The following is a 21,304-nucleotide window of genomic DNA, read 5'->3' as shown; positions in this document are numbered from 1 at the left end:
TTAAACACCCTTTAAAACTCATTTTCATTGCCTGAACAGCTCAATGTTGTGAAGCACAATTAAAGCAGGTGCAAACCAAATCGCCATCAATACAGGGAATAGCAGTAAAAAAACCAATAAAACCCCTATCACTGTTCCTATAACCGCAACATTACTTGACCCTTGAGCTAAAGACAAAGCCATACCACCGAATATAATCAGCATAGGTATCATTGCAACAATAACAGCCACTAAATACAATACGAATAAAATAACTAATGGCTTGAGATGCGTATAAAAGGCTGAAAAAAGATGGTCAAACCTCAGCTCGTTACCTACAGCTTGATCGGCACAACCTTTTATTATTCCACCAACAAACACAAAGGAAAGAAAAGGGAAAATGAAATTTATCACGGGTACGCTACTACCAATCATAGCAATGATTAAATAAACAACACCAATAGCTAACCATAATAAAAATTGATCTTTAAATATTGCAAATGCTTTGGTAATCCAACTTATACCCCACCCTGCTTGGCACATTCGAGGTTCTACCAATAACTGCGGTAATAGGCCGCCATACTCGTCAGTGGGCGGTAAGTTCGGTGGTTGACCGTTAGGTTTTTGTAGAGACACAGAAGGTTGTGAATAATTGGAGCTGCACATATTTATCCTCAAAAATAAAGTTAAGCAAACGTAAAATTAACAATGACAATAAAAGTTTATTTGGCATAGTTTTACATATCAGTCACCAAAAATCCCAACTTTATTCCATTTTAATAAAATTCACTAAAATCATTTAGTCAAAAAAATACCGAACATGATGTCCGGTATTTTTTATGATTTACAAATTCAATTAATCAAGCCCAACCATCTAGCGTTCCCGCCCAGCCTTTGACCAATGGCGCACTGAGCGCTTCGAGCAAATCAATGTGCGCCTCATCCAAGTTCAATGCGGGAATATAGTGATATTCTTGTCCACCCGCGTGAAGAAAGTTTTCACGATTTTCGATGGCAAGCTCCTCTAGCGTTTCCAGACAATCAGCAGAAAAAGCCGGACTAATGACTTGTACAGAGCGCACACCTGACTTGCCCCACTCTTCTAATACCACGTCGGTATAGGGCTTGACCCATTCTTGCTTGCCAAAGCGTGATTGAAACTGATAATCCATTCGTTATCCTTTAGACCAAGCGCGTGAGCCACTTGTGCAGCGGTACATTTACAACGCTTAGGATACGGATCACCTTTATCAGCATAAGGCTGCGGGATACCGTGGAAGCTAAACATCAGCTTGTCAGGCTTGCCATGCTCTGCTTGAAATCGGCGAATCGAATCAGCCAATGCTTGAATGTACAGCGGATGCGCAAAGTAATCTTTGACAATAGTATAGTTCGGCAAATTGCGCTGCTTGAGCGTCCACTTTGTCAATGCATCATAAACAGCACCACCAGAGGAAGCGGAATACTGTGGAAATAATGGCAAGATAACAAAGTGATCAACGCCTTCACCGCGCAAGGTATCCATCACATCAGGCAAACCAGGATTGCCATAGCTCATCGCCGGATGGACAGAAACCCGAAATGGCGCGGCACTATTTGCAAGCGTGGTTCCAATAGCTCCACTTGGCTCTTTAGTATCTTACGAATCGGTGAGTCGCCTTCCCAAATACTGGCATAGGCTTTTGCCACACGTTTAGGGCGGCTTGGCAATACAAACAAATTGAGAATAATCGCCCACAAGAATTTCGGAATCTCGATTACTCGTGGGTCAGACAAAAACTGTTTTAAGTAACGACGTACGGCAGGCGCTGTTGGCTCATCTGGCGTACCTAGGTTCACTAATAGGACGGCAATACGGGGAGCAGTTCAGGTTTCATAGCAGCACTATTTTATTATTAGGTTAATTAAAGAAGAATATGCGATAAAAGATTATTAAGTCATGATTGATTGAATGCTTTATTAGTGTAGCATTTTATCCATTAATAACGCATGGTAAAAGCACACTTATACAATTTGATACTTAGTTGCTATTTATTGCTAGTCATCAATCATCGACTCATTCCAACCCTTCTCTGCCTACTACCCATCGCCCCTAAAAACCATGCTTAAAAGACTATGCTCAAAAGACTTGCTCGACGGTTGTACTCCTACGCGCATCACCATACAATAGGCAAGCACATTGTAAGAAAAACATTTAGAAAACAGTGTCGGCAAAGCAGTATTGGCAACACTGCCTATCGACAGTTTGCCCTTTTTATTTTATTGATGATTGTTGTCTTGCGAGGTAGCTTTGAACGCACGCCCTAATAATACCAGTGACCAGTCCCCGACAGATACGCTTCATTCGGCGAGCCTAGTTAATCCCATGGACTCAGTCAGTTCAGTTGGAATTGTCACGCCTCAGATTTTTCATTTCGCTGAGCCGTTGACGTTAGAATGTAATCGTACTTTGCCATCGTTTGATTTAATCATCGAAACTTATGGCACGCTAAATAGCGACAAATCAAACGCGGTACTTATTTGCCATGCGCTATCAGGCAGTCATCACGCCGCCGGTTTCATAGCGATGATGATAAAAAGGCTGGCTGGTGGGACAATATGATTGGCCCTAATAAAGCGATCGACACCAATCGGTTTTATGTCGTATGTGTCAACAATATCGGCAGCTGTTTCGGCTCTACCGGTCCAACGACCATTAATCCTGACAGTATCGATTCAGACCAGAATAATGTAAACAAAAACAGTTTAGACAAAGACAGTTTAAACAAAAACAATCCAGCCAGTGAACCGCAAGTTTATGGCCCTGACTTTCCGCTCGTCACTATTAAGGACTGGGTAAAAACCCAAGCGATGCTGTCGGATCGTCTCGGTATTGACGTTTGGCATGCCATTGTTGGTGGCTCAATGGGTGGTATGCAGGCGCTGCAATGGTCAGTTGATTATCCAAATCGGTTAAAACGCTGCGTGGTCATTGCCAGCACGCCAAAGCTCTCAGCACAGAATATCGCCTTTAACGAAGTGGCGCGGCAGTCCATTTTATCCGACCCTGATTTTAAAGAGGGACGTTACTTACAAGCAGGCACCTACTCGTCGCGGGCTAATATTGGCTCGGATGGTTGGGCATATCACCTATTTGACCGATGATGCGATGAAGGCGAAATTTGGTCGTGATTTAAAGTCTGGCAAATTTATGTATGGCTACGATGTTGAGTTCCAAGTGGAGAGCTATTTACGCTATCAAGGCGAGCGCTTTAGCGAAAATTTCGATGCCAATACTTATTTGCTCATGACCAAAGCTTTAGATTATTTTGATCCAACACGTGATTATCCATCAGCCGTGGCAACAGATTCGACAGAATCCGCAGCGCAGCTTAAGGACTCGATTGCCACATCAGTGGAATCTAGTAAACAAAGCACGCAATCTGCGTTAGAAGATATGGTGGCAACGATAGATGAGAGTGAAGAGAATCGTCAGCTAGAGCTGTCTGCGCTCAAAGCCGCCTTTGCCCATACGCAATGCCAATACCTAGTGGTCTCATTTACCACGGATTGCGCTTTGCGCCGGAGCGCTCACAAGAGATTGTCGATGCGCTGATGGCGACTGGCAAACCAGTTAGCTACATCAATGTCGATGCGCCGCATGGTCATGATTCTTTCTTATTTGATATTCCCCGTTATATGGGTGCCGTCCGAGGATTTTTGACTGCGCCATTTATCACCGACAGCAAATCAAAACAGCCAGCACAAAGCACAAATCAAAGCAGCCAGCAAAAATCAGGAGCACGCTCATGAGAATGGATCATCAATTGGCTGAGCGCTGGATTGCGCCACACTCACATGTACTGGACTTGGGCTGCGGCAATGGTGAGCTACTCGCGCATTTACAACAAAATCGCGGCGTCACTGGCTACGGGCTTGAGATTGACGAAGAAAAAATCAATGATGGTATCGCTAAAGGCTTATCTATCATCGAGCAAGACCTGAATGATGGTCTGGCACGTTTCGCTGATAACAGTTTCGACACCGTCGTCATGGCACGGGCGCTGCAAGCGGTGAAATCGCCTGATGTGCTCTTACTTGATATGCTACGTGTTGCCCGCGAAGCCGTTATCACCTTCCCCAATTTGCCCATTGGCAAAACCGCATTCATTTAGGGCTTAAAGGGATGATGCCTGTATCAGAGGCATTGCCTTATGAATGGTATAACACCCCAAACATTCATCTGTGTACGTTTAAGGATTTTGAGCAGCTTTGTGCACAGCATGATATTCATATCGTCAACCGCTTTGCCGTCAGCGATTCTGAAAAAGGTCATACGCCACTTATGAAAGCATTGATACGCCAAGCACCCAACCTATTGGCAGACGTCGCTATCTATCGTGTCACCAAACAAAAACCTGAATAATAGATTTGTCTACTTGGGGCGTGCCTTCATTTTAAAAATATTGATGAAAATGAGATAAATTGCCGTCAAATAAGGAAAGTAGCGCAAATAATATCGAGATATTGCTAAGCTATTTGACGATGTCTGGCAAAATTTAGCCATTTTTAGCCATTTTTTAGCCATTTTTAGCCCATTTAGAGGATAATCGATTGAATTGAGGGCACGCCCTAACATTGATTGAAAGCGATAGCACGGCTCATAAATACAAATTTTAACCTTAATAGCTGGTTAATTTATTCTTACGCTTAAGTAACTCTATGATTTTATTGAGGACAATGAGGTATGAATACGCATTAAATCATGTAATTAGTATTTGAGTTTCGTAAGTTTGGGTGTTAAGCTAGCAAAATAGTGTCAATCGCACCCTGATTCTGACCGTTTATCGGTTCGATTAAAGGAATTTGCCACACTACATCGATTAATTATATTGCTAATGATTAGGTAAGTTGGTATCGCAAGATTTCACCTAATTGTTATCGCCGTCTAAATTCTTTTAGCGGTGCAACTTTTTTTTGCTTATTAACTGCCTAATTTTGGAGCTGCTATGAAATTATTAAAAGCTGCGTTGTTTACTGCCTTATTTTCTTGTGCAGGTCTAGCAAACGCTGAGTTAATATCAAACGTGCCACTTGATACGTCACGTTTTGAGCTAATGCCAGTTAGTGAACTGTCTAACCGCGCTGCCCAAGGTAACGATCACGCTCAGTTTTATTTAGCCAAGCGCTTACAGAAAGGCGAAGGCATTGCAAAGAATACCCAACAAGCTATTCAGTGGTATACCAAAGCGGCTCAGCAAGGCGTTGCCCCTGCTCAGTTGAATCTTGCCATCATGTACTTGCGCGGTGAAGGTGTGCAGCCTAATTTGCAACAAGCGAAAGTTTGGTTAGAAAAAGCGGCAATGCGCGGCGATAACCGTGCCAGCTATACGCTTGCATTGCTCGATGAAAAGCAAAAAAATCTCGTCGATGCTTATAAATGGTACGATTTGGCTGCCCGTGACGGTATGCTCGATGAAAAAGTACGTAACAAAGCGCGCGGTAAAATTGGCCAGTTGGCATTGAACTTATCAAGTTCAGACATCGCTAGCGCTCGTAGCAAAGCGGATACTTGGTTTCAGAGTAAGTAAACCTAGCAACATACAGTTTTATTTTAAAAATAAAAATCCAGCCTTTGAGCTGGATTTTTTGTTGTCTGTTTCGCTCACATTTTACTTTTTTTTATAGAGAATTACCCATACATTCTTTGACGGAGACTAATCATGAATTTAAAGGCTTATATTCTCAATGAGTAGATACTCGTATAGCCCCAAACCCAAAAAGTAAGATTAGCTTAGTCAAAATTGCTAAGCATAATATATGTAGTGTATGCTCAAGTTTCTCACATTACTCTAATTTTTGGAAATAGCATGAAAGCACTAGAGAGTAAAAAGATAATTTAATGCATTAGATATTATATAACCACTGTATAACCATGTATAATGTTTCAATGAGAAAATTTTATACTATTGCCGAAGCTTCCATTATTCTTGGAAAATGCAAACAAACTCTACGTAGATGGGATAATAAAGGTAAGTTAACTGCCTTTCGCGAACCCATAAGTAATTATCGAGTTTATAGAAAAAAGGATATCAACGCTATTTTACAGCCTACTTTGTTAACCGATCCAATAATTAACTTTGTCAAACCTCATAAAAAATATACTGTTCTTGAATTGTTTGCAGGTGCAGGTGGACTCGCCTTAGGACTTGAGCAGTCTGGCATTGAATGTGTAGCACTCAATGAAATAGATAAATGGGCTTGTCAAACGTTACGACACAACCGTCCTAACTGGAACGTACTAGAAGGTGATATTAAGTCGTTCGACTTTTCAGAATACAAAGGCCAAGTCGATATCGTGACAGGTGGTTTTCCTTGTCAGGCTTTTAGCTATGCAGGTAGAAAGCTTGGGCTTGAAGATACACGTGGTACATTATTTTATGATTTTGCACGAGCAGTTAATGAGGTTCGACCATTAATTTGTGTTGGGGAAAATGTCAGAGGTTTAATGTCGCATGAAAAGGGTAAAACTTTAGAAGGTATGATTTCCGTTCTTGATGAAATTGGATATCGAGTTGTTCCAGTGCAGGTATTAAAAGCTATTCACTATAATGTACCTCAAAAGCGAGAACGCTTATTTATTATTGGTATACGTAAAGACATTGATATAAATTATCAATACCCCAAACCATCAAATAGAGTTTATAATTTGAGAGATGCTCTAAAAAAAGGGATGCTATATCAAACAGACGTTCCGAAATCAGATGGTGCAAAATACCCCATACATAAAAAAGAAGTTCTTGACTTAGTACCACCTAAAGGCTATTGGCGGGATTTACCTCTCGATATTCAAAAGGAATATATGGGTAAAAGCTTTTATTTAGGTGGCGGTAAAACTGGAATGGCTAGACGGATAGGATGGGATGAGCCTAGCCTTACTCTGACTTGTAGCCCTGCTCAGAAACAAACTGAACGTTGTCATCCTGATGAAACTCGTCCGTTTACAGTGAGAGAGTACGCACGCATCCAAACCTTCCCCGATGATTGGAAATTTATTGGTTCAACCTCTCAACAATATAAACAAATTGGTAATGCCGTCCCTTGCAATCTAGGTAAGGAAGTCGGATACTCTTTAGTGAAATTTTTAAATGCTTATTATGAGAAATCAAACAGTGAGGATTCTTCAATTTCTTTTGCCAATGCTATATAGCCTTGTTTAAAGAAATCATGTGAGTACATATTAAGAATCATATTATCCAATTTCCCAACCAGCTTTTCGTAAAATCCAGAGTACCCTGTCAGTCTATGCCAAAACTCATTGCCAATAACAACAGGAAACTGCTTATCAATTTCCTTATAGTGTTGGCTTAATTGGCTTTCATCGCCGTATAAAACACCTAGTATCAAATCTGAGTTATTTAGATTTATGGCATTGGTTCTAGCTAGATTTGTTACTGTTGTAAATTTAGCTAGAAGTGGATTGACATCCTCTGAATTTATGGTGTTTGGTCCTGATTTTAATTGACACCATTTCTTCCGACCATCAACTTTATCTTCAAACTCAATATCCATGCCTTTTATTAATGAACCTTGGGCTAAATCCAATTCCACAAACATATTCTGAATACGAGTCCCGAAAGATGTGTTTATTGAAGTTCCTAAAACCCGTGGATAATATAAGGCTTTAGCTATACCAAGAGGTGTGAAATCATCTTCTAAAATCTTAGATAAGTACTTAACAAGAATTGGATTTATCTTATACGACTTTAGCTTTGAATGTGTTTTGATCACATTTATTCTATGATTGTCGAATATCTTTTCTTGAAAATATTTGGCTATTATATCCAATAGTTCTTGTTCACTTTTATTGTCCATAGTTTCCTACATGGTATTTCTAGTAAATTTGAAGCATCAATTATACACACACTTCAGTAGAGTACTAATTTATTAATACTTTACTGAAACTCAACAAACAACTTTCTTGATAATCTTTTTCTTTACTTAGGCGGATGTTGTCCTGCTTTGATAGGTCTAGAAAACAATGGCTATAAGTCTGCCAAGCCGTCTCTAGCTGAGTGCTATCAAGTTCGCGGACATACTTTTCGATGACGATAGATTGAAACAGAGACATACGAGCGCCTTAATAATGAAATAAATAGAACCAAACGATGAGCAAACGTCTACTATAGCAAGCTCTACTCATCGGATAAATGCCTAAAATTGATAATCACTCAGATAAGATTTCTTTAGTGAGTCGGCATTGCTTTAGCGATACCATTCGCTATTAAAGTATTCAAAACTTCCCTAAAATTTGCTACACTACGCCCGCATTAGCCAATTCCACAATCGTGCTAGTGTTATAGCATTACCAATTAATTTCAACCGTTAATTTTAAAAAGCACCTTAAACCCAATGCACTAGGTTTGCGACCTAGCCAGCAGGAGAAAAATATGAGTACCATTCAAGACCATAATACAGCTAGCAATATCCAAAACAGCACTGTCACCGACAACAAATCAGCCCCAGCCTACGATAGCGTCACCAATAACATCGTCGTTGCCGCTCTATATAAGTTCACGCGTTTTGCTGACTTTGAGCAATACCGCGAGCCAATTTTAAATAACATGCTCGATAATGATGTCAAAGGCACGTTATTGATTGCTAATGAAGGCATTAATGGTACGATTTCTGGCACACGCCAAGGTATTGATAACGTCCTTGAGTATCTGCGCAGTATCGAAGCGATTGGCAGCTTTACCTTTAAAGAATCTTATACCGATGCTCAGCCTTTTTATCGTACCAAAGTGAAGCTCAAAAAAGAAATCGTTACCATGGGCGTTGAAAATATCGACCCATTGCAATCAGTTGGACGCTATGTAAAACCAAGCGAATGGAATGCGTTAATCTCAGATCCTGACGTCATTCTTATCGACACCCGTAATGATTATGAAGTTAAAATCGGTACGTTCCAAAATGCCGTCAATCCAAATACCGAAACGTTCCGCGAGTTCCCAGAATACGTCGCAAAAGAGATGGATCCAGCCAAACATAAAAAAATCGCGATGTTCTGTACTGGTGGTATACGCTGTGAGAAGTCTACTGCTTATATGCGCGAGCAGGATTTGAAGAGGTGTATCATTTAGAGGGCGGCATCTTAAAATATCTAGAAGAAATTCCAGCCAGCGACTCTATGTGGCAAGGCGATTGCTTCGTTTTTGATAACCGCGTGTCGGTCAATCATAACTTAGAAAAAGGCAGCTATGAGCAATGCTTCGCCTGCCGTATGCCCATTACTGTCGATGACATGCAAAGCCTTGCTTACATCAAAGGCGAGTCTTGCCCGCATTGTATTGATAAAGCAACGGATGAGCAAAAAGCCAGATTTCGCGAACGTGAGCATCAAATGCAGCTGGCAAAGAAACGTGGCGAAGCGCATATTGGTAGTGATGTGATTGATGTGATTGAGAAACGCAAAGCCGCTAAAATCGAAGTACGTCGCCAAGCAGAGGAAGCCAATAAAGCTAACGCTGAATAAAGTTAAGATGGATAAAAGCAAAAAGGACGCCCCAATCAAACATTTGATTGGGGCGTCCTTTTTGCTTTATTAGTACTAACCTATGACTTATTGAGTACGTAATATGGCTTAGCTACCGCGGTAAGTGCTATAGCCGTATGGAGACAAAGTGATTGGCACATGGTAATGGTTATCGCCTTCGATATTGAAATTGACTTCAACATACGGATAGAAAGACTCTAGACCTTGATTTCGGAAATAAGGAGTCGTCTCAAAAATCAACTTATAAGTACCGTCATGCTCAACACCGTCTTGATTCGGTAAGAAGTTGCCGATACGACCATTATTATCAGTCTTTTGCGCATTAAGCAATTTCCAGCTACCAGTTTTCTCTTGCATCATCAGTTTTACATTGACGTTTGGTGCTGGTTTACCCGTGCTAATATCTAAAATATGACTAGATAATTGATATTTATCTTGATCACCAGCAGCATGGCTAGCCGTTGCAGTCATAGCTAATACGCTACCAAATGCAGCTGCCTTGAGTAAGTTGTTTTTCATGAATCATCCTATTCAGTCAATTGTATGTGTTAAATGAATTATCTTCTTCAGCAAGCTATTTACTATTTTTAAGTATGCCTGTCCGCAGAACATAACCGTGATTTACCTCGAAAACATAATTAATCATGTTGTTCATTAAAAATATATTCATCATTATAGGCTTAATGTACTGGTGTAGTTTAGATTGTTAATAAGACCCTATAATTAAGATAATGTTAACTTATATAAAAATGAGTATAGTGAATGTAAAACTTACATTCGCTATAATTTGTGTTACTCATAAATAGAAAGCATCAATGCCATGATTGAACGTCGCAATTGCTTGATTTAAGACAAAAAAATAGCAGACTATCTGAATGATGGTCTGCTATTTCTATGCTAAAAATTATTCCTACATGCAAATATTATTTAAAACAAAATACGCACGCGAATCGTCTCTTCTACGTCTTTTAACTGATCTAGCGCGGCAGTTGAATCATTATAATCAACATCCATGACCAAATAACCGACATCGCCTTCTGTCATTAGGCTCTGTGCTAAGATATTAATTCCTGCTTCTGCAAACAGACGGTTGATCTGAGACAGCACGCCTGGCACGTTTCTATGGATATGTAACAAACGATGCGAGTTTTCTTTGAATGGAATAGAAACTTCTGGGAAGTTCACGGCTGTCGCTGTGTCACCTTGGTCAGAGTATCTAACAAACTTATCAGCGACTTCAAGTCCGATATTGGCCTGTGCTTCTTGAGTTGAACCACCGATATGCGGCGTCAAGATGACGTTATCAAATTTACGCAGTGGTGATTCAAACTCTTCATCAGCTGATTTTGGCTCTTTCGGGAATACGTCGATCGCTGCGCCCAAGATTTTACCAGATTCAAGCACAGCGGCTAAATCATCAATCTCTACGCAAGTACCACGAGCGGCATTGATAAAGTAGCTGCCGTCTTTCATATGCGCGAACTGCTCAGCTTTCATCATGTAGCGGGTGCTTGGTACATCAGGCACATGCAATGTCACGATGTCAGCCGTTGATAGTAGCTCTTCTAAGCTACCTACTTGTACCGCATTACCTAGTGGCAATTTGGTCACAGCATCATGATAAATGACTTTCATACCAAAGCTTTCTGCCAAGACAGACAGTTGCGAACCGATAGAGCCATAACCGACGATACCGATAGTCTTACCACGTACTTCATGTGAATTGGTCGCAGACTTGCCCCAACCGCCACGATGTACGGTCGCGTTCTTTTCAGGAATGCCGCGATATAACATGATGGCTTCGGCCAATACCAATTCAGCTACCGAACGGGTATTTGAGTATGGCGCGTTAAAGACGGGGATACCCAAATCACGTGCAGCGTCTAAGTCTACTTGGTTGGTACCGATACAAAAGCAGCCAATACCGATGAGCTTGTGCGCGTGCTCAAGTACTTCACGTGTCAATTGCGTACGCGAACGGATACCGATAAAGTGAGCGTCTTTAATCTTTTCGATCAGCTCATCTTGATCTAATGCGTGACTGATATTCTCGATGTTATGATAACCAGCTCCTTCCAATACTTTTAAAGCATTGTCATGTAGACCTTCAAGCAATAAAAACCGGATTTTGTCTTTTTGTAGTGATAACGCCATATGAGAACTGTCCTATAATTGTCTTGTAAAATTATCTGAGGGATAATCTGTAGTCGAAGCCGTTTAAAGTAGGTACAAAGTAACCAAGCGCAAACCATACACTGAGTACATTAAATGAGGTTAACGTCGTAACCACTTACCAATGCTTTAACTATAGGGTGGGTGAAACGAAAACAGTCTGGATATCTTACACAAAATTGGGCGGCGATGTTAGCAGATTAGATGAATTATTGGTTATCAAGCCTGAAAACTTTTTATGCTATAGTAAATCACGCTGTTCGACGTTTATTAAACTATTTTTTACCATTTACCGCCATATAAGCACGCAACATGACATCTTTCTATCATTGCTTTACTGGCTCACTTATAATCATATAAATACGTACTATATAAACATACCTATGTGGCTATGTTTATATCCATTTAGCGATATAATAATCCCCTTTAGGCATAGCGCTTACGTTTATACCGAGATTTGACCATGACTTCTTTATCTAGCCAAAGCACCTCTGCAACCCATACAACAGCTGCTGTTCAAACTATTTTGAGCACTTTGATGGATGTTCATCAGTTTGACGCCATCCAAATCAAAACCGACCCTGAGAGCTTAGAGCATTGGGGCAAAGACTGGACTAAGCATTTTGCGCCTGCTGCTGCTGCCATCGTCTTTCCGAAGACTACTGAGCAAGTACAAGCGATTGTACTGCTTGCCAATGAGCACAATGTGGTACTAACGCCAAGTGGCGGTCGTACCGGTTTGTCAGCTGGTGCCGTCGCCGCCAATGGCGAGATTGTCGTCAGTATGGATAAAATGAACCGTATCGGACAGTTTTATCCAGCCGATCGAATAGTTGAAGTCGAAGCAGGCGTCATTACTCAGCAGTTGCAATCATTCGCAGAGTCTAAAGACTTGTACTACCCTGTCGACTTTGCCTCAGCTGGCTCAAGTCAAATCGGTGGCAATATTGGCACCAATGCAGGCGGTATCAAAGTCATACGCTATGGCATGACTCGTCAATGGATTATGGGGCTGACAGTGGTCACTGGTAAAGGCGATATCTTGCAGCTCAACCGCGGTATGGTCAAAAACGCCACTGGTTATGATTTGCGTCAATTGTTTATCGGTAGTGAAGGCACGCTTGGGCTTGTCACCCATGCGCAAATCAAGCTTGAGCGTCAGCCACAAGACTTAAATGTCATGGTACTGGGCATGGACAGCTTTAATGATGTCATGAATGTGTTGTCTGCCTTTCAAGCGAAGATTGATTTGACCGCGTTTGAGTTCTTTGATGATGTAGCGATTGATAAACTGATGGCACACGGTCAAGTACAAGAGCCATTTGAGTCGCGCACCAAGTTCTATACGCTATTAGAGTTCGAAGCGCCATACGAGCCTATCATGGATAAAGCCATGGCGATATTTGAGCATTGTATGGAACAAGGTTGGGTCGTCGATGGTGTCATGAGCCAAAGCTTGGCACAGGCTGAAGAGCTGTGGAAATTGCGCGAATACATCTCCGAGACCATTTCAGTATTTACCCCTTATAAGAACGATGTATCCGTACTGATAAGCTATGTCCCTGAGTTTATCACCGAGATTGATCACATCGTTAGCAGCAACTACCCTGACTTTGAAGTCTGCTGGTTCGGTCATATCGGTGATGGTAACTTGCATCTTAATATCTTAAAGCCTGAGAACATGAGCAAAGATGATTTCTTTGCCGAGTGTCAAATCGTCAACAAACACGTGTTTGAGACGGTGCAAAAATATGGCGGTTCAGTATCTGCCGAACATGGCGTCGGTATGACTAAAAAGCCTTATTTACAATATAGCCGCAGTGAGATTGAGATTGAGTACTTACGAGAGGTGAAAAAAGTCTTTGATCCGAATAATATTATGAACCGTGGCAAAATTTTTGATATGTAAGTGCTTATTTAATAATTAAAGTAATAAATAAGAGTACGAAAAAGACGCTAAACGTGATGGTTTAGCGTCTTTTTTTGGCTTATCAAAGCGATTATTTATAAAAATAACAACACTAGCGCTATCACTAATAACACACTTAAAAAACCTTGAACGATTAAAAATGCTTGGTGCGGGGCGGCGATATGACGAAACATATTGCCCAGTGCATTATAGGTAATACCAGCCGCTTTAATATGTGGCGGCGTATCAAAGGTTTTGATGATTTGTAAAAAATTCTCGGTACGATCAGGCGACCAATTATGCGGCGCAAATGGCAAATATGGCGATAACTGTGCGGCTTGCTTTTTGCTCGCTGGTGACCATAACCAACGCTCTAAAAATAATAAGCGCATACGCCAATCCGCAAAACGGCGATGTTCTATCGTCTGTAACAGCAATATTTCAGTATTCTTATGGCGCTTATCCGCAAATATGCGTTGCTTTAAGGCAAATACGTGCGCTTTCTCACCTTCGATGCATTGCAAAAAATGACCACTACCATAACATAGAGTACCTGTAATGCCATGCTGTTGATTATAGTTACGCGCATGACATTCTACTTCATCAAATATAGAGGCGCTTAAACGTGAGACAAGCGTCAAACTACTAACATACACCAATTGAACCAGCGCTGAGTCTTCTATCTCATCCCAGCTACTGACTCTATTGTTGTGACTTGAGGGCATAATAAAAAAATCCTAAAAAACCGATTAAATACGGCTAAACAAAACAAACACAACGACGCCCCAATGAAAAAAGACAGCGACTCACAAAAACGTAGCAAATAGTTACCACGTTAAACTGTCATTACTTGAGTAGCTTGTTATGATAACCAGCAAAACAAATAGACCAAAACGAAGCGCCCTAAGATATGCTATTTAAAAATAATGTTAAGCTAATAGAAGATCTATACTGACATCCTCAGGTTAGAAGCTGTACCAAACACTTGGCTTGTATTAACCCCAACGACTGTTTGTGAACATTATGAAAAATTTTATAGTTACTTCAATTCATAGCTAATTTAATTTACAGACACTTCAATTTAAATTTATAGCTACTTTAAAATGATATGAGGTTCAAAAAACACGTCAGTAACGCCAAAGCTGACAGAAGTCATAAGATAAATTATCTTCATAACTTATTGTAAATACAATGATAATTGATTGTAACGGTAATATTTTATGATTGGAATATTTTTATCACTTTTTTTTACACAAAAAAATTGCCAACTGAATTGTGGCAACGCATGCTATTTGATATCACTAAAATTGATATCACTAAAATTGATATCACTAAAATTAATAAAGATCCAAAACAGGAACATTATGAGCAAAATAGAAAAACTAGACGACTTTCATCTAACCATCGCTGAAATCAAGAAAAAAGACTATCCACAATTAAAAGCACTGATGGATCGTGTCTATGTCAACTTGGGCGGTGCATGGTCAAAGAACACTATTAATACCTTAATCGATGCCTTCCCTGAAGGTCAGATCGCTTTATTTGATCATGATCAATTGATTGGCATCGTGTTATCTATGCGTGTTGATTATGCCACGTTTTCTAACCCGCACACCTACGACGACTTGATTGGTCATAAAGAGATTATCAGAGACAACCCTGAAGGCGATGCTATTTACGGTTTAGATGCGCTGATCGACCCTGAATACCGTGGTTATCGCCTAGGACGTCGATTATACGATGCCCGTAAAGAGCTGTGTCGCCAGTTAAACTTCCGAGCTATTTTGGCTGGTGGTCGTATCCCGAACTATCATAACCATCAAGATCTCACACCTGGCGAATATATTGAAGCCGTCGCGGCTCGTGAAATTCATGATTCTGCATTGTCTTTCCAACTCTCAAATGGCTTTATCGTCAAGCGTATCTTAACGGCTTATTTGCCTGACGATAAACAATCTAAAGGTTTTGCTACTCTACTTGAGTGGGCAAATATTTATTATGAGCCACAAGATTATAAGCCAAACACTCGTAAGTCTGAGGTGCGTATTGGTGGCATCCAATGGCAAATGCGTGAAGTCGAGTCACCTGAAGAGCTGCTGCAGCAAGTCGAATTCTTTGTCGATATTATGGCTGATTACAACTCTGACTTTGCTTGTTTACCAGAGTTCTTTAACGCACCGCTGATGGGTCTGTGTGAATCGACGGATCAAAACGTCGCTATTCGATTTTTAGCCGGTTATACCGAATGGTTTAAAAATGAGATATCGCATTTAGCGGTCAGCTACAACGTCAACGTCATTACAGGCTCGATGCCGTACTTGGACGAGGACGATACGTTATATAATGTCAGCTACTTGTGCCGCCGCGATGGTACGGTCGAAGAGCAGCGCAAAATCCATATTACCCCGCATGAGCGTAGCGCTTGGGTCATCGAAGGCGGTGACGAGGTTAAGGTGTTTGATACCGATGCCGGTCGTATTGGTATTTTGGTCTGTTATGACGTTGAATTCCCTGAGCTTGCCCGCCTCATGGCACTTGATGACATGGACATCTTGTTCGTGCCTTTTTGGACAGACACGCAAAACGGCTATCTACGCGTGCGCCACTGCGCCCAAGCACGTGCAATTGAAAACGAATGCTATGTGATGATTTGTGGTTCGGTTGGTAACTTACCACAGGTTGAAAGTCTCGATATTCAATATGCGCAGTCCTCTATCTTCTCGCCATCAGATTTTGCTTTCCCGCATGATGCGATTATGGCAGAAACCACTGCCAACACTGAGATGGTATTCTTCTCAGATGTGAACTTAGACAAGCTTATTCATGTCCGTAACGAAGGCTCGGTACATAATCTGCTTGATCGCCGTGATGACTTGTATAGTTTGAAATGGAAAAGAAAATCTAAAGTATCAGCCAGTAAGCTAAGCGATGATGAGCGCCTCGAAAACTCTGGTAGTGTCCTGCTCGGTGATCCATTACAAAACCGTGCGCAAAAACCTTAATCAGTCATTTTAAAATACCAACACTGAACACGGTTTAATAAAGTTTATGAATAATACGGCTGACATTTCAGCCGTTTATTTTTATCTATCAACAACCACTTATCAAAGCCATTTATACAAAACCTATAGCAAAAAAGCAGCCATTATGACGACTGATACTGATACTGAAAAATCCATTAAAAAGCCAAAGAAAACACCCAAGCAAAAGGGGTTGTCTATCGCTAAAAATATCCTCATATATGGCTTGGTATTTGCTGTTATTTATACCGCTATTAATTGGTGGCGACAGCTATCATGCCAGCCAACCCGCAATTGCAACTGACCGATTATCAAGGGCAAGTCGTTGACTTAGCGGCGCTGAGCAATGAACAACCAACGCTGGTGTATTTTTGGGGCACGTGGTGTCCCATTTGTAGTATCACCTCGCCGACCATAGACAGACTTGCCGCCGCAAATGATTATCCGGTCGTTACGATTGCTATTAAATCAGGTACTGACCAAGAGCTGCACCGCTACCTTAATAAAAACAGCTATCGCTTTACGACGATAAATGATCAAGAAGGCAGCATCTTCGCTGATTGGCAAGGACAAGTGACACCTTCGTATGTCATATTAAAGAATGGCGAGATGACTCAAGGTTTGACGGGCATTCAACCCTTATGGTCGCTGAAATTGCGCTTATGGTTATCATCAGTTTTTTAACGCTTAGCCTGCTGTTTAGAGTCCAATTATTTAGAGCCCAATCGATAGACAATGGCACTTGCCATCCGTATGATTCAATAGGTGATGCATCACTCATATAAATGATTGGTTTTGGCTAAAATAAGGACAATACTGACCAGCTCTTTTTACCCTAGCCTTTTTGTCATATAATAGCTGGCAATCTCATTGCCTCTTTTTAGTTTATTGCTATCACGGTATTTTATTATCCATAAGCATATTTTATGTTGCATTCGTCTCGATAGCATTTATTATTGACGTAAGCATATTTATGACGTTGATGCACAGCGATATATTATAAGTGAGAAAGCGATCATCAACGGTTAAGCAGCCAGCTAAGCATTACCCTAAATGTCACATCTGACTTTACATCGATTTTTAATCCATTTTCTAAAAAGACACCTTCTATGACTGATAAAAGTACTGATACGCCAAGCCAAGATTATAAAGACACGCTAAACCTTGCCGATACGCCATTTGCGATGCGTGCCAACCTTGCCAAGCGTGAGCCAGATTGGCTTGCTGCTTGGGAAGCGGATGATGTGTACGGCAAAATTCGTCAGGCACGTGCTGGGGCGACCAAATACATTTTGCACGATGGCCCTCCTTACGCCAACGGTCAGATTCACTTGGGTCACGCGGTTAATAAAGTACTCAAAGACATTATCGTGAAGTCAAAAACGCTATCCGGCTTTGATGCGCCTTATGTCCCTGGTTGGGACTGTCATGGTCTGCCTATCGAGCAAAAGGTCGAAGCCAAAGTCGGCAAGGTTGGTCAAAAAGTCTCCGCCACTGAATTCCGTGGCCTGTGCCGCGAGTATGCGAGTACCCAGATTGAATTGCAAAAGGCGGATTTTAAACGTCTAGGCGTGTTTGGTGATTGGGACAATCCTTATCTAACGATGAACTTCCATCAAGAAGCCAACATCGTGCGCGCATTGGCCAAAATTTATGACAATGGTCATGTGACTCGCGGTATGAAGCCGGTCAACTGGTGCTTAGACTGTAGCTCTGCGCTGGCTGAGGCGGAAGTGGAATACCAAGATAAAGTGTCTGATGCTATCTATGTGAGCTTCGATGTTTTAGATACGGATAAGGTTGCCTCGTTGGCTGATGTAGCAGGCAATATCGCCGCTGTTATTTGGACGACGACCCCTTGGACGCTACCTGCTAACCAAGCCATCTCTGTACATCCTGAACACAACTATAGCGTGGTGGCGACTGAAAAAGGTAATTTGCTATTAGCCGCGGACTTGGTTGAAACAGCATTAACGGAACTCAAACTTAGCAATCAAGGCGTGCTAGCGACCGTATCTGGGCGCGAGCTTGAAGGCTTGCGTGCCCAGCATCCACTGATTGCAGACCGTCAAGTACCGCTTATCCTAGGAGATCACGTAACCACAGATAGTGGTACTGGCCTCGTCCATACAGCACCCGGTCACGGTCTTGACGATTATATCGTCGGTCTTAAATATAACTTACCCGTTGAAAACCCAGTCAGTGTACGGGCGTTTATCTGGACAGCGCAGCGGTATTTGCGGGCGAGCACATCTACAAAGCCAATCCAAAAATCATCGCCGCACTGCATGACAATGGACATCTAATCAGTCATACCAAGATTGAGCACAGCTATCCACATTGCTGGCGTCATAAGTCGCCGATTATTTTCCGCGCAACGCCGCAGTGGTTTATTAATATGGAAACCAAAGGTCTGCGTGAGCGTGCGCTTGCTGATATTCCAGCAGTAAGCTGGACACCAGCATGGGGACAAAACCGTATTGAAGCCATGATGACGGGTCGCCCAGACTGGTGTATCTCACGTCAGCGTACATGGGGCGTGCCGATTACTTTCTTTACCCATAAAGAAACAGGCGAGCTGCATCCAAACACGCTTGAGTTGATGGAAGTCGCTGCACAAAAAATCGATGCGGGCGGCGTAGAATCTTGGTTTGATGCCAGCTGTGAAGATTTCTTAGGGGCGGAAGCCGCGGACTATGACAAAGCAACCGACACCTTAGACGTTTGGTTTGACTCTGGCACGACGCATTTTGCCGTACTTGAACAACGCGATGAATTGACCAACCCAGCAGATATCTACCTAGAAGGCTCTGACCAACATCGTGTTGGTTCCAGACTTCATTATTGACTTCAGAAGCCATGTACGGCCGCCCACCATTTAAGCAAGTACTGACGCATGGTTTTGTGGTTGATGAAAACGGTCGCAAGATGAGTAAATCACTTGGCAATATCATCACGCCGCAGGAAGAGATCAACAAAACAGGCGCGGACATGCTGCGTTTGTGGATTGCATCAAGCGACTATCGTTATGAGATGAGCGCGGGTAAAGCATCATTTAAAGGGGCAATAGATCAATATCGCCGCATCCGTAATACCCTGCGTTTCTTACTTGCCAACACTGATGATTTTGATCCTGCGACCAACAGCGTCGATATCAATGAGCTGGTCAGCCTTGATAAATTCATCATTGAGCGCGCGCAAACCGTGCAAGCACAAATCATCAGTGCTTATGATGCCATGGATTTTCACCAAGTCACCCAGCACATCACTGCGTTCTGTTCGCAAGATTTGGGCAGTTTCTATTTAGATATTATCAAAGATCGTCAGTATACGACTCAGACTGATGGACAGCCGCGTCGCTCTGCGCAAACGGCGATTTACCATATCGTTCAGGCACTCATTCGCTGGATTACGCCGATTTTGTCATTCACGGCACAAGAAGCGTGGGAAGTATTGCATGGTGCTGACAGTTATGTGTTTACTGAAGAATGGTATAAATTTCCAGAATTTGAGCTAAGCGCGATCAGCAACGATGACTGGCAACGTATCATGTTGGCAAAGGATATGGTCAATAAACATATCGAGACCGCACGTGGTGAAAAAATCATCAACGCTAACTTGTCTGCCGATGTTAATCTGTATGCTGACGGTGCAATGCATGAAAGCTTGGCCAAGCTGGGTGAAGAGCTGCGCTTTGTACTAATCACTAGTAATGCAACTTTGAAACCAATGAGCGACGCTCCTGCCGATAAAACAAGCACAGATGAGCAAACTGACGGTAGCACGGATGAATCAGTAGACTTAGTGGTCAATGTGAGCGCCGCAGCTGGCACCAAGTGCGTACGCTGCTGGCATATCCGTGATGATATCGGTACCGATAGTGCACATCCAGAACTATGCGCGCGCTGCGTGACTAACGTCAGCGGTGATGGTGAGGTGCGCCACTATGCCTAACCATACGCCTAACTCAACAGAATCATCAGACAACAAGCCGCCATATGGTGAAGTCGATAAATCACCTGAGCCAGCTCATGCAACTACAGGCAGCTCAACGACACCGAAAAGTCGTCTGAATAAGACGCCAAAAATGATTGCGAATGGCCGTCGTGCGTTTACGTGGTATCTCCTATCGTTGGTCGTGCTAATTATCGATCAATGGACGAAGTGGCTGGCTGAAACTAAACTGACTTTTCATGAGCCAGTACCTGTGATTGAGCCTTTTCTGAATTGGACATTGGCATACAACTATGGCGCGGCATTTAGCTTTTTGGCAGATGCTGGTGGTTGGCAGAAGTGGTTTTTTTCGGGACTGGCATTGATAATGTCGCTATTTTTAATTGGCTACCTGATAAAAGCCCCGCGCCAAGCCAAGCTACTATCGACAGGTCTAGCGCTAGTGCTCGGCGGTGCGGTTGGCAATCTCATTGACCGCTTGCTACATGGTCACGTCATCGACTTCATCCATGTACACAACGCTGATGTCTGGCATTACCCTATCTTTAATATTGCGGATATGGGCATTAGTATCGGTGTAGCGTTGATTGTCATTGACATGCTATTTTTAGAAAAAAAGCGTGAAATGCCACGGTCGTAACCGTCTACAGCTAGAAATATTAATTCAATTTATAAATAAATAAAAAAGGTGGATTACTCAGTCGTAACCCACCTTTTTTATTCATCATTTTTTCT

11 protein-coding genes and 6 pseudogenes are annotated in these 21,304 nt (G+C 42.0%); 10 read left to right on the top strand and 7 right to left on the bottom strand.

Annotated features, from left to right (window positions below; genetic code table 11):
* Nucleotides 1–24: 24 nt before the first annotated feature.
* Together TT12_RS08180 and hemH are read right to left on the bottom strand one after the other, a co-directional pair.
* Nucleotides 25–645 carry a BPSS1780 family membrane protein gene (locus TT12_RS08180; RefSeq protein WP_045453748.1) on the bottom strand — a complete coding sequence of 207 codons (621 nt, stop codon included), beginning with the start codon at nt 643–645 and terminating at the stop codon, nt 25–27.
* A 194-nt stretch (nt 646–839) separates the two neighbouring features.
* Nucleotides 840–1,856, bottom strand: a pseudogene (gene hemH, locus TT12_RS08175) (ferrochelatase).
* Nucleotides 1,857–2,344: 488 nt separating this feature from the next.
* On the opposite strand from hemH, the pseudogene metX reads away from it, so the two are divergent.
* From metX to dcm, 4 genes and pseudogenes are all read left to right on the top strand, one after another.
* A pseudogene (gene metX / locus TT12_RS08170) lies at nt 2,345–3,771 on the top strand (homoserine O-acetyltransferase MetX).
* Nucleotides 3,768–4,384, top strand: a pseudogene (gene metW, locus TT12_RS08165) (methionine biosynthesis protein MetW). The pseudogenes metX and metW overlap by 4 nt, the downstream one beginning before the upstream one ends.
* Before the next feature lie 583 nt (nt 4,385–4,967).
* Entirely contained in the window at nt 4,968–5,549 is a 582-nt protein-coding gene (locus TT12_RS08160) for a tetratricopeptide repeat protein (protein ID WP_045443681.1), read from the top strand.
* Between the two features lie 344 nt (nt 5,550–5,893).
* Complete coding sequence (dcm, locus tag TT12_RS08155) at nt 5,894–7,168, top strand: DNA (cytosine-5-)-methyltransferase (RefSeq protein WP_201605438.1); 1,275 nt, start codon at nt 5,894–5,896, stop codon at nt 7,166–7,168.
* Here dcm and TT12_RS08150 read toward each other — a convergent pair.
* On the bottom strand, nt 7,114–7,833 hold the full coding sequence (locus TT12_RS08150) for a PmeII family type II restriction endonuclease (RefSeq protein ID WP_045453744.1): 720 nt from the start codon (nt 7,831–7,833) through the stop codon (nt 7,114–7,116). The two genes, dcm and TT12_RS08150, sit on opposite strands and share 55 nt — an antisense overlap.
* A gap of 64 nt (nt 7,834–7,897) precedes the next feature.
* A complete protein-coding gene (locus TT12_RS08145; RefSeq protein ID WP_045453740.1) occupies nt 7,898–8,089 on the bottom strand; it encodes a hypothetical protein in 192 nt (63 codons plus the stop codon).
* Nucleotides 8,090–8,408: 319 nt separating this feature from the next.
* Between TT12_RS08145 and trhO the strand changes: the two are divergent.
* Nucleotides 8,409–9,493, top strand: a pseudogene (trhO, locus tag TT12_RS08140) (oxygen-dependent tRNA uridine(34) hydroxylase TrhO).
* 108 nt (nt 9,494–9,601) lie between these two features.
* On the opposite strand, the gene uraH reads toward trhO, so the two are convergent.
* Together uraH and serA are read right to left on the bottom strand one after the other, a co-directional pair.
* A complete protein-coding gene (gene uraH, locus TT12_RS08135) occupies nt 9,602–10,033 on the bottom strand; it encodes a hydroxyisourate hydrolase (RefSeq protein ID WP_201539760.1) in 432 nt (143 codons plus the stop codon).
* 408 nt (nt 10,034–10,441) lie between these two features.
* Nucleotides 10,442–11,668, bottom strand: a complete 1,227-nt coding sequence (gene serA, locus TT12_RS08130) for a phosphoglycerate dehydrogenase (RefSeq protein ID WP_045453737.1) — start codon at nt 11,666–11,668, stop codon at nt 10,442–10,444.
* Between the two features lie 556 nt (nt 11,669–12,224).
* Here serA and TT12_RS08125 point away from each other — a divergent pair.
* Entirely contained in the window at nt 12,225–13,595 is a 1,371-nt protein-coding gene (locus tag TT12_RS08125; protein WP_227678929.1) for a D-2-hydroxyglutarate dehydrogenase, read from the top strand.
* A 95-nt stretch (nt 13,596–13,690) separates the two neighbouring features.
* On the opposite strand, the gene TT12_RS08120 is transcribed toward TT12_RS08125, so the two are convergent.
* The gene (locus TT12_RS08120) at nt 13,691–14,320 is read right to left on the bottom strand and encodes a BLUF domain-containing protein (protein ID WP_045453731.1); all 630 of its coding nucleotides are present in this window, start codon (nt 14,318–14,320) and stop codon (nt 13,691–13,693) included.
* A 639-nt stretch (nt 14,321–14,959) separates the two neighbouring features.
* Here TT12_RS08120 and TT12_RS08115 point away from each other — a divergent pair.
* From TT12_RS08115 to lspA, 4 genes and pseudogenes are all read left to right on the top strand, one after another.
* Nucleotides 14,960–16,597: a carbon-nitrogen hydrolase family protein gene (locus tag TT12_RS08115; RefSeq protein ID WP_045453728.1), complete on the top strand. Its 1,638-nt coding sequence runs from the start codon at nt 14,960–14,962 to the stop codon at nt 16,595–16,597.
* A 145-nt stretch (nt 16,598–16,742) separates the two neighbouring features.
* Nucleotides 16,743–17,299, top strand: a pseudogene (locus TT12_RS08110) (protein disulfide oxidoreductase).
* Nucleotides 17,300–17,724: 425 nt separating this feature from the next.
* A pseudogene (gene ileS / locus TT12_RS08105) lies at nt 17,725–20,569 on the top strand (isoleucine--tRNA ligase).
* Nucleotides 20,562–21,209 carry a signal peptidase II gene (gene lspA, locus TT12_RS08100; RefSeq protein WP_083475780.1) on the top strand — a complete coding sequence of 216 codons (648 nt, stop codon included), beginning with the start codon at nt 20,562–20,564 and terminating at the stop codon, nt 21,207–21,209. The pseudogene ileS and the gene lspA overlap by 8 nt, the downstream one beginning before the upstream one ends.
* Nucleotides 21,210–21,304: the final 95 nt, after the last annotated feature.

This window comes from Psychrobacter sp. JCM 18903 (assembly GCF_000586475.1).
GTDB lineage: Bacteria > Pseudomonadota > Gammaproteobacteria > Pseudomonadales > Moraxellaceae > Psychrobacter.
Note: the sequence above shows the minus strand (reverse complement) of the source record. Positions and strands in the feature narration are given on the sequence as shown.

Bases quoted from the DNA above. Each gene is read 5' to 3' on its own strand.
- TT12_RS08120 (WP_045453731.1), bottom strand. From the start codon at position 14,320: ATGCCCTCAAGTCACAACAATAGAGTCAGTAGCTGGGATGAGATAGAA.
- TT12_RS08115 (WP_045453728.1), top strand. From the start codon at position 14,960: ATGAGCAAAATAGAAAAACTAGACGACTTTCATCTAACCATCGCTGAA.
- uraH (WP_201539760.1), bottom strand. From the start codon at position 10,033: ATGAAAAACAACTTACTCAAGGCAGCTGCATTTGGTAGCGTATTAGCT.
- TT12_RS08145 (WP_045453740.1), bottom strand. From the start codon at position 8,089: ATGTCTCTGTTTCAATCTATCGTCATCGAAAAGTATGTCCGCGAACTT.
- serA (WP_045453737.1), bottom strand. From the start codon at position 11,668: ATGGCGTTATCACTACAAAAAGACAAAATCCGGTTTTTATTGCTTGAA.
- dcm (WP_201605438.1), top strand. From the start codon at position 5,894: ATGTATAATGTTTCAATGAGAAAATTTTATACTATTGCCGAAGCTTCC.
- TT12_RS08160 (WP_045443681.1), top strand. From the start codon at position 4,968: ATGAAATTATTAAAAGCTGCGTTGTTTACTGCCTTATTTTCTTGTGCA.
- TT12_RS08125 (WP_227678929.1), top strand. From the start codon at position 12,225: ATGGATGTTCATCAGTTTGACGCCATCCAAATCAAAACCGACCCTGAG.
- lspA (WP_083475780.1), top strand. From the start codon at position 20,562: ATGCCTAACCATACGCCTAACTCAACAGAATCATCAGACAACAAGCCG.
- TT12_RS08180 (WP_045453748.1), bottom strand. From the start codon at position 645: ATGTGCAGCTCCAATTATTCACAACCTTCTGTGTCTCTACAAAAACCT.
- TT12_RS08150 (WP_045453744.1), bottom strand. From the start codon at position 7,833: ATGGACAATAAAAGTGAACAAGAACTATTGGATATAATAGCCAAATAT.